The sequence below is a fragment of the Oerskovia paurometabola genome (assembly GCF_016907365.1).
Lineage (GTDB): Bacteria > Actinomycetota > Actinomycetes > Actinomycetales > Cellulomonadaceae > Oerskovia > Oerskovia paurometabola.
Window position 1 is genome coordinate 3,301,184 of record NZ_JAFBBV010000001.1, and the last position, 15,367, is coordinate 3,316,550.

The window sequence follows — 15,367 nt, forward strand, 5'->3', positions numbered from 1 at the left end:
GGATCCTGGGCGCTCGTCTCAGGATACGGGTGGGCCGGTGCCGGGCCACGAGGCGCCGCGCCGCACCGGCCCGGCCCCGGCCCCGGCCCCGGCCCCGGCCCCGGCGATGTCAGCCCAGGTCGAGCGCGAGCAGGTCGTCCTCCGTCTCACGACGGACCAGGACCCTGGTCTCGCCGTCGGCCACGGCCACGACCGGGGGTCGGGGCACGTGGTTGTAGTTCGAGGCCATCGAGCGCCCGTAGGCGCCCGTCGCCGCGACGGCCAGCAGGTCGCCCGCCCGCACGTCGCCCGGCAGCAGCACGTCGTGGACCACGATGTCGCCGCTCTCGCAGTGCTTGCCGACCACCCGCGCGAGCACGGGCTCGGCGTCCGACAACCGGTTCGCGAGCTCGGCGTGGTAGTCCGCGCCGTACAGCGCCGGGCGGATGTTGTCGCTCATGCCGCCGTCGATCGAGACGTACGTGCGCACGATCGTGCTCTCCGCCTCGCCGCCCGGCCCGCTGACCCGCACGGGCTTGACCGTGCCGACCGTGTAGAGCGTCAGGCCCGCGGGCCCGACGATCGCGCGGCCCGGCTCGATCGAGAAGCGCGGCAGGGGCGTCCCGAGGTCCGCCGACGAGGCGGCCACCGACGCCGCGACGTCCTTCGCGATGCGGTCCGGGTCGAGCGCGACCTCGCCCGGCAGGTACGCGATGCCGTACCCGCCGCCCAGGTCCACCTCGGGCACGAGGAAGCCCGTGCGCCGCGCCAGGGCGGCCCGCAGCTCGAGGACCTTGCGCGCCGCGACCTCGAACCCCGACGGGTCGAGGATCTGCGAACCGATGTGCGAGTGGATGCCCAGCAGCTCGAGCTCGGGGTGCGAGAGCACCGTGAGGAGCGCGACCATGGCGGGGCTGTCCTCACCCTCCGTGGGCGTCGCGAGCGACAGACCGAACTTCTGGTCCTCGTGCGCGGTCGAGATGTACTCGTGCCCGCCCGCGTGCACACCCGTGGTCACACGGATCATGACCGGGGCCGGAGCCCCACCGCGTGCCCGGGCCGCCGCGGCCACGCGCTCGACCTCGACGAGCGAGTCCACGATGACCCGGCCCACGCCCGCCTCGAGCGCGCGCGCGATCTCCCGGTCCGACTTGTTGTTGCCGTGCAGGCCGATGTGCTCGCCGGGGACGCCCGCGCGCAGCGCGACCGCGAGCTCGCCGCCCGTCGCGGTGTCGATCCGCAGGCCCTCGTCGTGGAGCCAGCGCGCGACCGCGACCGACAGGAACGCCTTGCCCGCGTAGTAGACGTCGACGCCCGCACCGACCTCGGCGAACGCCGCCTCGAACGCACGACGGTAGGACCGCGCACGCTCGCGCAGGTCGGCCTCGTCCAGGACGTAGGCCGGCGTGCCCTGGGCGTCCGCGAGCTCGCGCACGTCGACGCCGCCGACCGTCACCGCGCCGTCAGGCCCACGGCGCACGCCGCTCGACCACGGCTCGCCCGGCACGAAGGTGCCGGTCGGCGAGAAGGCGGGCGGCGTCGTCGGGCCTGCCGACGCGCTCACATGCGCTCCGGCGCGGACACACCCAGCAGACCGAGGCCGTTGGCGAGCACCTGACGCGTGGCGTCGTTGAGCCACAGGCGCGTGCGGTGCACGTCCGTGACCTCCTCGTCGCCCAGCGGCGTCACGCGGCACTCGTGGTACCAGGAGTGGTAGTCGCCCGCGAGCGCCTCGAGGTAGCGCGCGACGCGGTGCGGCTCGCGCAGCTCGGCCGCCTGGCCCACGACGCGGGGGAACTCGGTGAGCGCACCGAGCAGGATCGACTCGGTCTCGTGCGTCAGGAGCGACGGGTCGAACGCCTCGCTCCCGTCCTCACGGAACCGCGAGACACCGTGCGCCTCCGCGTTACGCGCGACGTTCGCCGTGCGGGCGTGCGCGTACTGCACGTAGAAGACCGGGTTCTCGTTGGTCGCCCTGGACAGCAGGTCGAGGTCCAGGTCGATGCTCGAGTCGGTCGAGGAACGCGCGAGCGAGTAGCGCGCGGCGTCCACGCCCACGGCGTCGACCAGGTCCTCGAGCGTCACGACCGTCCCGGCGCGCTTGGACATGCGGACCGGCTGGCCGTCCTTGACGAGGTTGACCATCTGCCCGATGAGGATCTGCAGGTTCTTGCCCGGCTCGTCGCCGAACGCCGCGCACACGGCCATCATGCGGCTCACGTACCCGTGGTGGTCCGCGCCGAGCATGATGATGACGTCGTCGAACCCGCGCTCGCGCTTGTCGAGGTAGTACGCGATGTCGCCCGCGATGTACGCGGCCTCGCCGTCCGACTTGATGATGACGCGGTCCTTGTCGTCACCGAAGTCGGTCGTGCGCAGCCACGTCGCGCCGTCGGCCTCGAACACGTGGCCGCCCTCGCGCAGGCGCTGGACCGCGCGCTCGACCGCGCCGGACTCGTGCAGCGAGTCCTCGTGGAAGTAGACGTCGAAGTCGACGCCGAAGTCGTGCAGCGCGGCGCGGATCTCGTCGAACATGCGCTCGACGCCGCGCGCCCGGAAGACCTCCTGGGCCTCGTCGTCGGGCAGCGTGCGCGGGTCCGGGTCGCCCGCGGCGACCGCGTCGGCGATGACGGCCTCCGCGATGTCCGAGATGTACTGGCCGCCGTAGCCGTCCTCGGGGGCGTCCTGGCCCTTGGCGCGTGCGAGCAGCGAGCGCGCGAAGCGGTCGATCTGCGCGCCGTGGTCGTTGAAGTAGTACTCGCGCTCGACCACGGCCCCCGAGGCCTGGAGCACACGGGCCAGCGAGTCGCCGACCGCGGCCCAGCGCACCCCACCGATGTGGATGGGGCCCGTGGGGTTCGCCGAGACGAACTCGAGGTTGATGCGCGTGCCGGCCTCGGAGTCGTTGTTCCCGTAGGTCGCGCCCTGCGTGATGATCGTGCGCGCGAGCTCGCCCGCGGCCGCCGCGTCGAGGGTGATGTTCAGGAAGCCCGGCCCGGCGATGTCCACCGACTTGACGCCCGGGTGCGCGGCCAGGCGCTGCGCGAGGTCCTCGGCCAGGACGCGCGGGGCGACGCCGGCCTTCTTCGCGAGCTGCAGGGCGACGTTCGTGGCCCAGTCGCCGTGCTCGCGCTGGCGGGGTCGCTCGACGTGGACCGACGTGGGGACCGCGTCGGCGGGCAGGGCGAGGGTGCCGTCGGCGACGGCGGAGGCCAGGGCAGCGCTGAGCGCTTCGGAGAGCTCGTTCGGGGTCACCCGACGATTCTAGCGAGCGACGCTAGCGCTTTGCGTCGCCGTCCGTCGGGGGCGCCGAGGGGCGTCCCCGACGAGCACGCGGACCCCACGTGTCCTCGATCATGACGGGGCGGCAGCCCGCGACGGCGGCCAGCAGGATCACCACGAGCGTCACGAACAGGAAGACGAACGTGCTGGTCCACGTGCCGCTGCGGGCGTACAGGATGCCCGCGGTCAGGGGCCCCGCCCCCGCGACGAGGTACCCCACGCCCTGCACGAACCCGGACAGCGCGACGGCCCCGGCCGACGTGCGGCTGCGCAGGTTGATGAGTGCCAGCCCGAGCGGGAACGTCGAGGCCCCCAGCCCCGCGAGCACGACCCACACCCAGATCGCGGGACCCGCCTGGCCACCCATCAGCCCGCCGTACCCGACCGCGAGCATCGCGACGAAGACCACCACGAGGGGGTACGGGTTGCGCATCCGGGCCGCGAGCAGCGGTGTGACGATCGACATGGGCATGCCGACGAACGCGTACAGCGCGAGGGCGCTCGCCGCGGTCGGCTCGGACATCCCGGCGTCGATCAGGACGTGCGGCAACCACGCGAACATGACGTACGTGTTGAGCGAGTTGAGGCCGAACATCCCCGCGATGCCCCACGCGAGCGGGCTGCGCCACGCACGCCCCTCGTGGCGGTGCCGCCCGTCGAGGCCTGCGGTGTGCTCGGGCGAGTGCTCGAGCACCGACGCGAGCTCGGCGCGGGCTCGGGCCGAGCGCGCGATCACCACGGTCCACGGCACGGCCGCGAGCAGCCCCACGAGCGCCCAGCCGCCCAGGGCGGGCCGCCAGCCCAGCGACGAGGCGATACCCACCACGAGCAGCGGCGGGATCGCGGTGCTCAGCGAGAGCGTCACGGTGTACGCCGCGGTCACGGCGCCGATCCGGTCGGGGAAGTACCGCTTGACGAGCGGCGGGAGCAGGACGTTGCCCATGCCCATGCCCGCGAGCGCCACCGCGGTCCACAGCAGGAAGGACGGGGCCGTGCTCGACAGCGACCGCAGGATCTCGCCGACCGAGCTGACGAGCAGCGCGGCGACGAGCGTCGGTTCGAGCCCGAACCTGCGCGAGAGGACGGGGACGAGCGATCCGAAGACCGCGAACGCGATCACCGGGACGGTCCCCAGGAGTCCCGCGAGCTGGTCGCTCAGGTCGATGTCGGTCCGGACCACGTCCAGGATCGGGGAGACCGAGGCGACCGCGATCCGCAGGTTGAACGCCGCGAGGACGATCCCGGCAAGGACGACGAACCGCCCGTGCCACGGGCGGAGGGCGTTGTCGGGGGTGCTGTCGGGGGTCGAGCTCGAGTCCTGGCGATCCACTCCAGGAGGGTACGCATCCGTCTCCCGAGGCACCCGTCCCGGAGGGCGTTCCGGGCTGGTGAGTCCGGTCACCCCGCTACCGCGCGGGCCGGTCGTCCGGGACGGCTCTCGGCAGGTGGGAGCACGAACCCGCCGGAGACTGGTAGTCTCGTGCACCGTGCCGGATGCTCGTCAGAGCGAACGCATGTTGCCCTCGTAGCTCAGTGGATAGAGCGTCTGCCTCCGGAGCAGAAGGTCGTAGGTTCGAGTCCTATCGAGGGCACCGCAGACCAAGCCCCTGGACCCCTCGGTCCAGGGGCTTCGTCGTGCCCGCGACCTGTCCGTGTGGTCGGCGCCTCCCCCGCACCCGTGTAGCGTCCGCACTACTGGGCCACCGTGGTCTCGTTGACGGGACAAGCGTGACAACAGCATCGAACGACACCATCCTCGGCCTCCTCGGGACGTCGCGGAAGCCCGACGAGCGCCGGCTCCCCCTCCACCCCGACCACCTCGAGCGCATCGCCCCCGAGCTCCGGTCGCGGATCGTCGTCGAGCACGGCTACGGCGACCGCTTCGGGGTGAGCGACGAGCAGATCGCGCCGTGGGTCCGCTCCCTGGGCACCCGCACCGAGGTCATCGCGGCCGCCGACGTGATCCTGCTGCCCAAGCCCCAGCTCGAGGACCTGCACGACCTGCGCCCCGGCCAGACCCTGTGGGGCTGGCCGCACTGCGTCCAGGACCGCGAGCTGACCCAGCTCGCGATCGACAAGCGGCTCACGCTCGTGGCCTTCGAGGCCATGCACCACTGGGCGTCCGACGGCGGGTTCGGCCTGCACGTCTTCCACAAGAACAACGAGATGGCGGGCTACTGCTCGGTGCTGCACGCGCTCGCGCTGTGCGGGTCGACGGGCGACTACGGCAGGCGTCTGACCGCCGTGGTCATCGGCTTCGGCGCCACGGCGCGCGGGGCGGTCACGGCCCTCAACGCGCACGGGGTCCACGACGTCCGCGTGCTCACCAACCGCCGGGTCGCGGCGGTCGCGGCACCGATCCACTCGGCGCAGATCGTGCAGTTCGACCACGACGACGCGCCGTACCTCAGCGAGGTCATCACCGACGAGGGCCGTCTGCCGCTCGCCCCGTTCCTCGCCGAGAGCGACATCGTCGTCAACTGCACCCTCCAGGACCCCAACGCGCCCCTGCTCTACCTGCGCACCTCCGACCTGGGGGCGTTCCGGCCGGGCAGCCTGATCGTCGACGTGTCGTGCGACGACGGCATGGCGTTCGACTGGGCGCGATCGACCACGTTCGCCGACCCTCTGGTCACGGTCGGGGAGAACATCAACTACTACGCGGTCGACCACAGCCCCTCGTACCTGTGGAACTCGGCGACGTGGGAGATCAGCTCGGCAGTCCTGCCGTTCCTCCCCGCGGTCATGGCCGGCCCGACGGGCTGGGAGGCGAACGAGACGGTCCGCCGCGCGATCGAGGTGCGCGACGGCGTCGTCCTCAACCCTGCCGTGCTCGAGTTCCAGCACCGCGAGGCCACGTACCCGCACCTCCCGCTCCCGGCCCAGCCGTGAGCGACCGCGTACGGTATGTCCTATGACGGACGGTGGTAACGGAGACTTCGAGTTCGAGCGTCGCTTCCTCGTGAAGGACGTCCCGGTCGACCTGCTCGACGCGCCCGCGCTCATCGTGCAGAGCTACTACCTGGCCGAGGACGGCTACGCGCTGCGGCTGCGCGCCCAGGCGAGCGCGACGGCCGCCGCGCTCAGCGGCAGCACCTCTCCACTGAGCGTCCTGGACCGGTACGCGTTCGACTTCTGCGCGCTCACGGTCAAGGGACCCACGGTCGGGGGCACCCGGTACGAGGCCGAGCGGGAGATCGACGTCAACGTCGGGGTCGAGATGATCCGTCGTGGTGGCGGGCGCATCGTCAAGACCCGCTACTCGGCATGGCTCGGGGCGGACGGCTGGGTCATCGACGTGTTCGGCGGCGCCAACCACCCGCTCGTCGTCGCGGAGTGCGAACGCTCGGGCCCCGTCGTGGACCTCCAGATCCCGGCGTTCTGCGTCACCGAGATCACCGACGACCGCCGGTTCTCCAACGACTCGCTCTCGCACACCCCGTACTCGGCGTGGGCGGGGTCGTTCGCCGCCGAGCTCGCGGTCTCCGGGCCACGGTTCCGGCAGGACTTCGGGCACAACGCCCACCTGCCCGGGGAGTAGCCCGGGCAGGGGCGCGCCCGGCGGGACCGGGCGCGCCCCGCTCAGGCCCCGTCGCCCACGAGGCGCGGGCCGTCCACGACGTCACGGTCTCCTCCGACGGGGGCGATCCCCAGGCTGCGCGCGTAGTAGACCCACGGGAACCATGTCCCGATCCGCTCCCACCCGTCGGCCTCGAGCCCGAACCGGCTCGCCCCCAGGACGTACACGCGCGCGTGCTCCCACTGCGTCGTGGTGCGCACGAGCCGGTGGAAGCCCGCTCCGAACCCCGTCGAGCGCCACCCCTCGCGCCCGTAGGCCTCGAGCGCCGCCATCTCGGTCACGGCCGTGACGGGCGCCAGGATCCGGGTGTCGCCGACCTCCGCGCCCCCGACGAGGTCCTGGATTGTCCCCGGCGCGGCCGCCCCGACGGGTCGCCCGAAGCGCTGCTGCGCGGCCTGCCGCGAGATCCCCAGGGTCGTGCCGATCGCCTCCCAGCTGTGCCCTGCCGAGCGCGCCGACGACACGGCCGTCGCGAGGAGCGACTCGGCCGAGGTGCTCGCGCGCGCCGTGAGGGCGACGAGCTCGAGGTGCGCACCGGGGTCCGTCGTGATGCGGTCGCCGATGCCCGGGTCCGCAGCGGTCACGGCCTCGGCGAGCAGGTCGTCGAGCGTCCGGTCGTCGTCGCGGGGTTCGAGGCTGCCCCAGACGGGTGCCCCGCTCACGGTTCGCGACTCTCGTCGATGACCGACGCCGGAGCGACGGTCGCGACGGCGGGCTGGTCGGTGAAGGGAGATCTTCGGGTAGCCATGCGTCAACCCTGGCTTGACACGGGTGCTCTGTCAAGAGGTGGTTGACGACCCGGTGCGGTGCGTATCCGGGGGGCAACACGCCGTCGGACGTCCCTCCCGCGCCGTCCCGACCGACCCGACGGAGAATGCAGGGCATGGACGAGGCCGTCGTACTCCTGTTCATCACCGGTGCGCTGGCCGTCACGGCCGTCGCCCGGCACTGGGACCTGCCCGCTCCCCTCCTGCTCGTCACCGTGGGCCTGGGCGTCTCGCTGATCCCCGTCGTCCCGCACATCGAGCTGAGCCCCGAGGTCCTGCTGGGCATCATCCTGCCGCCGCTGCTCTTCTCGGCCGCCACCGGCAGCTCCTACCAGGACTTCCGCACGTCTCTCCATGCGATCGTGCGCCTCGGGGTCGGGCTCGTGATCGTCACCGCCCTGGCGGTCGCCTGGGTCGCGACGCTCCTGCTCCCCGACCTGCCGTTCGCCGCGGCGCTCGTGCTGGGCGCCGTCGTCGCTCCACCCGACGCGGTCTCCGCGGCCGCGGTCGGCCGACGGCTCGGGCTGCCCCGCCGGGTCATGACCCTGCTCGGAGGCGAGAGCCTCATCAACGACGCGACCTCCCTCACGCTGTACAAGGTCGCCCTCGCCGGCGTCGCGACGGGTGCCTGGGTGTGGACCGAGGGCATCGGGGTCTTCACGCTCGCCGTCGTGGTCGGCGTGGGCGTCGGGCTCGTCATGGGCATCGGGATGCATGCCGCCCGCCTGCGGCTCGCCGACCCCCTCCTGACGAGCGTCGCCGGGATCATCCTCCCCTTCGCGGCCTACTGGATCGCCGAGGAGCTCAGCGGGTCGGGGGTGCTGGCCGTGGTCGCCGCAGGCCTCTACCTGGGCCACACGGCCCCGACCGCGGGCTACGAGACACGACTCGTCGAGGAACCGCTGTGGGACAGCCTCGACCTGCTGCTCGAGGCCATCACGTTCGCGCTCATCGGGCTCCAGCTCAAGTCCGTCGTCGAGACCGTCGTGGACTCCGACGAAGGGCTCAGGACGGCGGTCTGGGTGTCGCTCGCAGCCCTCGCCACGACCATGGCGATCAGGCCCGTCTACGTCTTCGCGACCTCCTGGCTCGACCGTGTGCACCTGCCCGGGTCGAGACGCGCGCGCGGCGACCGGCTCGACTGGCGCGAGTCCCTCGTCGTCTCGTCCGCAGGCATGCGCGGTGTCGTCACGCTCGCCGCCGCGGCCGCGATCCCCGCGACGCTCGGCGGCGCAGAGTTCCCCGGCCGGGCCACGATCCAGCTCGCGGCCTTCACGGTCGCGATCGGCACGCTCCTCCTGCAGGGCGTGACGCTGCCCTGGGTCATCCGGGCGCTCGGCGTCGGCGGAGAGGACGAGGCCGCGAGCGACGCCGCCGAGGAGGCACGGGTCCGCCGGCTCATGGCCGAGGCGCAGGCCGAGGCCATCGCGCACGCCACGAAGGAGTGGGCACCCGTGATCGGGGAGGAGAAGGCCGAGGCCACCCGAGCGGCGATGTCCGCCGCGATCGTCGGTCGCGCCCAGGCCGCGGCCCGTCTCCTGTCCCCCGAGTCCGAGGCCGAGGAACCGGTCGAGCAGGCCCCCGTCCGGGCGCGCCCCACGGGCGGACGCGCCTTCCCCGTCGCCCGGCCCGGCGACCGGTCGGAGGACCTTCGGCGGCTCAACGCGCTGCGCGCCGACATGAACAGGGCTCAGCGACAGGTGCTGGTCGACGAGCGCGACGCGGGACGCCTCAACGAGGCCGTGATGCGCAGGATCCTGCGCGAGCTGGACATCGAGGCCGAGGCGCTGGCCGAGTCCTGGGTCAACCGGATCTGACGGGACCCGTCAGAGAAGGCCACCGTGCTCGACGACACCCTCGGTGAACTCGAAGTGCCACGGTTCGTAGGCGCCGCCACCGCCACGCTTGGCCCACGACGGGTTGGCCCAGCCGTACAGACCGCCGTTCTTGTTGATCCACGAGTAGACCTCGCGGTTCCCCGTCTCGCTCGAGCACAGGTCGATCGCGAGGCCCCAGCCGTGGAACGAGGTCCCCGGCTTGGCGGCGAACGCCCCGCGCGACCCCTTGAGGGAGACCTGCGAGGCGATCGTCCGGTAGCTCGAGACCAGGCACATGTCACGGCCGAACGTCGACCGGAAGGCCTCGTTCATGGCCGACAGCGCCACCGCCGCGTCCGGACGCAACGACTCGCCCGGCTGCCACAGGTCGCACAGCTCGTGGCCCGTGAGCTTGCCGTTGGCGCTCGTGACCTTGACCGTCGGGTCGCAGTCGGGCAGCGGGGCACGTTCGACCGAACGGCTCGCGGCCTGGGTCCGGCCGTCGATCTTCGGAGCCGACGCGACGTACTCCGACGTGGCCTCGGCCGCGGTCGGGTTGTTCACGAGGTCAAGCGCGCTCGGGCCGGTCGGCCTGCCGTCCGGCCCGAAGGGGGCCGCCGGGCCGTCCTGCGCACCGGCCGAGAGCGGCATGGCGATGGTAGCGACCGCGAGCGTCCCGAGGACCGCCATGCGAGGGGCCCAGCGCTGATGAGAGGGGATCTCCGCCCGACGACGTCCCCTGTGCCCGGTCTCCGCCTCGCGCCGAGCGCGCCGGGAGTCGGAGGACTGGGACGTCGACATCGACTCCACCGGACCTCCGCTCGAAGAACCACCCGGACACCTCACGGTGGCCAGGGCGGCACTGACGACATGAACGCCGCACCTCGCAGAAGGGATGAGCCTCCTGTACCGGAGGAACCGTGCGAGACGAAGCATCGGACACGATATCCGTGGGCGCGTGGGAAGCCAAGTCCCCTGCTCAACGAGCTGCGGGCGGCCCGAGGCGACCCGCTCAGTGCACGCGCCGCTGCATCGCGTCCCGCACCTCGCCGACGAGCTCCTCCAGGATGTCCTCGAGGAAGACGACGCCCAGAGCGCCCGGACCGCGGTCCGGTGCGGCGCCGTCGGGCAGCGCGGTCACGACGACCGAGCCGTCCGAGACGCCGCCCTCGCGCTCCGAGGTCCCCTCGTCCACGCGCGCCAGGTGCGCGCCCGAGCGCTGCATGGCGCGCAGGGTGTCCTCGATCTCGTCGCCCGGCTCGGCCGTCGCGAGCGCGCGCACCCGCCACGACGGCACCGGCCGGAAGCGGTCCTCACCGCTCGCGTACAGCACGTCCTTGAGGTGCAGGTACCCCACGAGCTCGCCGTGCACGTCGGCCACCGGGAAACGGCTGAACCCCGTCTTGGCGACCAGGCGCTCGATCTCGTCGGGCGTGCACCCCTCGACCACCGTCACGAGACGGTCGACCGGCACCATGACCTCGGCCGCCGTGCGCTCCGAGAACTCGATGGCCCCCGAGAGCAGGCCCTGCTCGTCCTGCAGGAGCCCCTCGGCCTGCGAGTGCTCCACGATCGACTGCACCTGCTCGGCCGTGAAGACCGACGCGACCTCGTCCTTGGGCTCCACCCCGGTCCAGCGCACCACGTGGTTCGCGAGCCAGTTGAGCGAGACGATGATCGGCCTGAGGATGCGGCCCAGCACGACGAGCGGCGGACCGAACCACATGACGGCCTTCTCCGGTCCCGACACCGCGAGGTTCTTGGGGACCATCTCGCCGAGCACGACGTGCAGGTAGACCACGATCGCCAGCGCGATCACGAAGGCGATCGGGTGCGTCAGCGACGGGCTCACACCCAGGGCGTGCAAGGGCACCTCGATGAGGTGCGCGACGGCCGGCTCCGCGACGACACCCAGCCCCACCGAGCACACCGTGACGCCGAGCTGGGCGCACGCGAGCATGAGCGAGACGTGCTCCATGGCCCACAGGACCGTCTGCGCCCGGCGGTTGCCCTGCGCCGCGAGCGGTTCGATCGCGCTGCGCCGGGCGGAGATGATCGCGAACTCCGCGCCCACGAAGAACGCGTTCGCGGCCAGGAGGAACAGGCCCAGGAGAAGGGCTGCGGTCGAGCTCATCGCGCACCTCCAGGCGTCCGGGGGGAGCCGCCCGCGCGCGGGGCCGCGCCCGGCGGGGGTCCGGGCGGCGCGAGCACTCGCACCCGCAGACGCTCGACGCGGCGCCCCTCCATGGCCTCGACCCGCAGCACGACGTCGCCGGCGCGGACCTCGTCACCGACCTCGGGCACCCGGCCCAGGTCGGCCATGACGAGCCCGCCCAAGGTCTCGTACGCACCGTCCTCGGGGACCTCGAGCGCCGTCGACTCGCGGAGCTCGTCCGGCCGGATGACCCCCGGCACGATCCACGAGCCGTCGGTCCCGCGGGCCACCCCGGCCCGTCGGGGGTCGTGCTCGTCCGCGACGTCCCCCACGAGCTCCTCGACCACGTCCTCGAGGGTCACGACCCCCGACGTCCCGCCGTACTCGTCGACGACCACGGCCATCTGCAGGCCGAACCCGCGCAGCTCGACGAGAAGCGGCCCCAGCGCGACCGTCTCCGGGACGCGCGGGGCGTCGACCATGAGCGCGGCTGCGGGCACCTCGGCGCGACGCTCGTGCGGCACCCCCACGGCACGGCGCAGGTGGACCAGGCCGAGCACGTCGTCGCGGTCCTCACCGATCACGGGGAAACGGGAGTGCCCCGAGGTACGGGCGAGCGCCACGACGTCCTCCGCCGTGTCGTCGCGACGCAGGACCACCATGCGCATGCGGTCCGTCATGACGTCGACCGCGCTGAGCTCGTCGAGCTCGATCGAGTTGGTCAGGAGCGTGGCCACCGAGGTGTTCAGGGTGCCCTCCTGGGCCGACCGCTTGACGAGGGCCGCGAGCTCGGACGCGGAGCGCGCGCCCGACAGCTCCTCGCGCGGCTCGACGCCCATGCGGCGCAGGATCGCGTTCGCCGAACCGTTGAGCACCGAGATGACCGGGCGGAAGAGCTTGGTGAACTGCCGCTGGACCGGGACGACCTGGCGGGCCGTCGCGTACGGGGTCGACAGCGCGAAGTTCTTGGGGATGAGCTCGCCGAAGAGCATCGAGAAGAGGTTCACGACGACGAGCGCCAGGACCACCGCCAGGACCGTGGCCGCGCTCGCGCCGAGGGCCGTGCTCCCGAGGGCGTCGCCGATGAGGTTCTGGAGGGCCGGCTGGGCCGTGTAGCCGAGCAGGATGGTCGTGATGGTGATGCCGACCTGCGCCGAGGAGAGCTCGGTCGACAGGTGCTTGAGACCGGCCCGGACGCTGCGGTCGCGGCGGCTGCTGCGCGCCTGCGTCCCGGGGACGTCCGCCTCGCGCACGCCGTCCGGCGCTGCACCTCGCGCCGTGCCATGCCCGGCGACGTCGGCGTCGTCGTCCTCATCGCTCCCCGGCCTGGCCAGGACGGCGGGGTCGAGGGTCACGAGGGAGAACTCGCTCGCCACGAAGACTGCGGTACCTGCGGTCAGGAGCACCCCCAGCGCGACCATCAACCAGTCGCCTACCACGGGGTGCTCCACGGATATCGGGGTGCGCTCTTCATCGTGGAGACGATGTTATCGGGCCAAGGCGCGGCGTCCATCCGGAGCGGGGACGCGGCTCCCGGCTCCTGGCCAGCACCGGACGAGCACCTGACCAGCACCGAACGCCCACCGGAACACCACGGACACCGGCCGATCTTCCGTCCGTCGTGCGACCATCGTCGCCCCCTTTGTGCCACGCTGGTGCCATGACAGCCAGCGCATTCCCCACCGGCACCGGCGCGACGAGCGCTGGTGGTCCCGCAGGCACACCCGCGCAGTCCGCGAACATCCTCGTCGTCGAGGACGAGCCGGCGATCGCCACGGCCATCGCCCAGCGCCTGAGCGCCGAGGGCTGGCGCGTCGAGGTCGCACGCGACGGGCTCTCGGGCGTCGAGGCCGCGACCCGCCTGCGACCCGACGTGATCGTGCTCGACGTGATGCTGCCGGGCATCGACGGCCTCGAGGTCACGCGCCGCATCCAGGCCGAGCAGCCCGTCCCCATCCTCATGCTGACGGCGCGCGACGACGAGACGGACATGCTCATCGGGCTCGGGGTCGGCGCCGACGACTACATGACCAAGCCGTTCTCGATGCGCGAGCTGGTCGCCCGGGTCAAGGCGCTCCTGCGGCGCGTCGACCGCGCGGCCCAGGCGGCGACGTCGACCCCCACGGACCCGCCCATGGTCGTGGGCGACGTCGTGATCGACCGCGCCCAGCGGCGCGTGCACCGCGCGGGCGAGGAGGTCCACCTGACCCCCACCGAGTTCGAGCTGCTCGTCATGCTGGCCAGCTCGCCCAAGACCGTCCTCACGCGCGAGCGTCTCCTCGCCGAGGTCTGGGACTGGGCCGACGCGAGCGGGACCCGCACGGTCGACTCCCACATCAAGGCGCTGCGCCGCAAGCTCGGACCGGACCTGATCCGCACGGTCCACGGGGTCGGGTACGCGTTCGAGCCCCCGGTCGCGTGACCTCCGGCCCCCGGACCATCCGCCCCCACCTCCCGGACGTCCGGCCCCTCGACTCGTTCCGGTCGCTCAAGATCAAGCTCGGCGTGCTGGTCTTCGCGACCGTCACGCTCGCGGTCCTCATCACGTGGCTCGGGCAGCAGAACAAGCTCGGCCCGACCCGCACGTTCCCCCTCGCGATCGTGCTCTCGCTCCTGCTCACGCAGATCCTGGCGCGCGGCATGACCTCGCCCCTGCGCGAGATGACGGCGGCCGCGCAGTCCATGGCCGACGGCGACTACACCCGCCGCGTGCGCGCGACGAGCCGCGACGAGGTCGGCCAGCTCGCGGTCGCGTTCAACATCATGGCCGAGGACCTGGCGTCCTCGGACCAGATGCGGCGAGAGCTCATCGCGAACGTGTCGCACGAGCTGCGCACCCCCATCGCGGCGCTCCAGGCCCAGCTCGAGAACGTCGTCGACGGCGTGAGCGAGGCGAACCCGGCGACCATGGAGATGGCGCTCGCCCAGACCGAGCGCCTGACCCGCCTCGTGACGTACCTCCTGGACCTGTCCCGGATCGAGGCGGGTGCCGCGGCCCTCAACTTCCAGGACATCCCGCTCGGTGACTTCCTGGAGGAGAACGCCGACGCCGTCTCGATGGTCGAGGCCGGCAAGCAGCTCCAGTACGTGGTCGACGTGACCCCCGAGGACCTGACGCTGCCCGCGGACCCCGAGCGGTTGCGCCAGATCATCACCAACCTGCTCCAGAACGCGATCCGGCACTCGCCCCAGAACGGCGAGATCCGCCTCGAGGCCTACCCCGTGGACGACGACGTGGTGATCGAGGTCATCGACCAGGGACCGGGCATCGCGAAGAAGGACCGCGAGCGGATCTTCGAGCGCTTCGCGCGGGGCAACGCCCCCTCGCAGGGCCACTCGTCGACCGGGGGGACCGGGATCGGGCTCGCGATCGTCCGCTGGGCGGTCGACCTGCACGGCGGCCGCATCGAGGTCGCGGACTCCCTGCAGGGCGCGACCATGCGACTGACCTTCCCGGCCCGTCCTCAGCCCCACACGACGGGGCTGCCGGACGACCTTCCGGAGATCCTGGGACATCCCGGGACACCTCGGCCGACCGGCCAGGAAGGGCGCTCTGCGGACGACTCAGAGTGAGATCTTCGTCACACTCGGTGGCGCCCATACCCGGGGATGGTCTAAACGACCTGACCTTTGGTCAGCGAACAGGTCGCTGTTGCCCCCCTGTTTGCCTCTGGCAGACGTCCCGTGAAGAACCGGCCGACACCCTGCACATTTCCGCCGACCAGGGCCTCGGCGAGCGGGTGGGAGGGCCTAGGCTTGACGGGTCCGGTTCCGGACTAGGTACCCG

At 72.4% G+C, this 15,367-nt stretch carries 12 protein-coding genes and 1 tRNA gene; 6 read left to right on the top strand and 7 right to left on the bottom strand.

Annotated features, from left to right (window positions below):
* Window positions 1-109: 109 nt before the first annotated feature.
* Genes lysA through JOD48_RS14850 form a run of 3 tightly spaced genes read right to left on the bottom strand, consistent with a single transcriptional unit; the run spans window position 110 to window position 4,591 of the window.
* Window positions 110-1,543 (bottom strand): diaminopimelate decarboxylase, encoded by a 1,434-nt coding sequence (gene lysA, locus JOD48_RS14840; protein WP_372440751.1) that lies wholly within the window; start codon window positions 1,541-1,543, stop codon window positions 110-112.
* Entirely contained in the window at window positions 1,540-3,234 is a 1,695-nt protein-coding gene (gene argS / locus JOD48_RS14845) for an arginine--tRNA ligase (protein WP_191790804.1), read from the bottom strand. The genes lysA and argS overlap by 4 nt, the downstream gene beginning before the upstream one ends.
* Window positions 3,235-3,256: 22 nt before the next feature.
* Window positions 3,257-4,591: a CynX/NimT family MFS transporter gene (locus JOD48_RS14850; protein ID WP_191790805.1), complete on the bottom strand. Its 1,335-nt coding sequence runs from the start codon at window positions 4,589-4,591 to the stop codon at window positions 3,257-3,259.
* A gap of 189 nt (window positions 4,592-4,780) precedes the next feature.
* Between JOD48_RS14850 and JOD48_RS14855 the strand changes: the two genes are divergently transcribed.
* The 3 genes from JOD48_RS14855 to JOD48_RS14865 all read left to right on the top strand — a co-directional run bounded on the left by JOD48_RS14855 (window position 4,781) and on the right by JOD48_RS14865 (window position 6,802).
* Window positions 4,781-4,853 (top strand) — tRNA-Arg (locus tag JOD48_RS14855).
* 136 nt (window positions 4,854-4,989) lie between these two features.
* Entirely contained in the window at window positions 4,990-6,153 is a 1,164-nt protein-coding gene (locus JOD48_RS14860) for a N(5)-(carboxyethyl)ornithine synthase (RefSeq protein WP_204809642.1), read from the top strand.
* Window positions 6,154-6,175: 22 nt separating this feature from the next.
* Entirely contained in the window at window positions 6,176-6,802 is a 627-nt protein-coding gene (locus JOD48_RS14865) for a CYTH domain-containing protein (RefSeq protein ID WP_138823500.1), read from the top strand.
* 41 nt (window positions 6,803-6,843) lie between these two features.
* On the opposite strand, the gene JOD48_RS14870 is transcribed toward JOD48_RS14865, so the two are convergent.
* Window positions 6,844-7,503: a hypothetical protein gene (locus tag JOD48_RS14870; RefSeq protein ID WP_204809643.1), complete on the bottom strand. Its 660-nt coding sequence runs from the start codon at window positions 7,501-7,503 to the stop codon at window positions 6,844-6,846.
* 221 nt (window positions 7,504-7,724) lie between these two features.
* On the opposite strand from JOD48_RS14870, the gene JOD48_RS14875 reads away from it, so the two are divergent.
* A complete protein-coding gene (locus JOD48_RS14875) occupies window positions 7,725-9,425 on the top strand; it encodes a cation:proton antiporter (protein WP_204809644.1) in 1,701 nt (566 codons plus the stop codon).
* Between the two features lie 9 nt (window positions 9,426-9,434).
* Here JOD48_RS14875 and JOD48_RS14880 read toward each other — a convergent pair whose 3' ends face one another.
* The 3 genes from JOD48_RS14880 to JOD48_RS14890 form a co-directional block, all read right to left on the bottom strand.
* Window positions 9,435-10,226, bottom strand: coding sequence for a M15 family metallopeptidase (locus JOD48_RS14880; protein ID WP_204809645.1), 792 nt, complete (start codon window positions 10,224-10,226; stop codon window positions 9,435-9,437).
* 211 nt (window positions 10,227-10,437) lie between these two features.
* Complete coding sequence (locus tag JOD48_RS14885; RefSeq protein WP_191790809.1) at window positions 10,438-11,559, bottom strand: hemolysin family protein; 1,122 nt, start codon at window positions 11,557-11,559, stop codon at window positions 10,438-10,440.
* On the bottom strand, window positions 11,556-13,019 hold the full coding sequence (locus tag JOD48_RS14890) for a hemolysin family protein (protein ID WP_204809646.1): 1,464 nt from the start codon (window positions 13,017-13,019) through the stop codon (window positions 11,556-11,558). Before JOD48_RS14890 ends, JOD48_RS14885 begins: the two co-directional genes overlap by 4 nt.
* A 221-nt stretch (window positions 13,020-13,240) precedes the next feature.
* On the opposite strand from JOD48_RS14890, the gene JOD48_RS14895 reads away from it, so the two are divergent.
* Entirely contained in the window at window positions 13,241-14,002 is a 762-nt protein-coding gene (locus tag JOD48_RS14895) for a response regulator transcription factor (protein WP_225227495.1), read from the top strand.
* Window positions 13,999-15,153, top strand: coding sequence for a sensor histidine kinase (locus JOD48_RS14900; RefSeq protein WP_204809647.1), 1,155 nt, complete (start codon window positions 13,999-14,001; stop codon window positions 15,151-15,153). The genes JOD48_RS14895 and JOD48_RS14900 overlap by 4 nt, the downstream gene beginning before the upstream one ends.
* Window positions 15,154-15,367 lie beyond the last annotated feature (214 nt).

Bases quoted from the DNA above. Each gene is read 5' to 3' on its own strand.
- JOD48_RS14880 (WP_204809645.1), bottom strand. From the start codon at position 10,226: ATGTCGACGTCCCAGTCCTCCGACTCCCGGCGCGCTCGGCGCGAGGCG.
- JOD48_RS14885 (WP_191790809.1), bottom strand. From the start codon at position 11,559: ATGAGCTCGACCGCAGCCCTTCTCCTGGGCCTGTTCCTCCTGGCCGCG.
- JOD48_RS14865 (WP_138823500.1), top strand. From the start codon at position 6,176: ATGACGGACGGTGGTAACGGAGACTTCGAGTTCGAGCGTCGCTTCCTC.
- JOD48_RS14895 (WP_225227495.1), top strand. From the start codon at position 13,241: ATGACAGCCAGCGCATTCCCCACCGGCACCGGCGCGACGAGCGCTGGT.
- JOD48_RS14875 (WP_204809644.1), top strand. From the start codon at position 7,725: ATGGACGAGGCCGTCGTACTCCTGTTCATCACCGGTGCGCTGGCCGTC.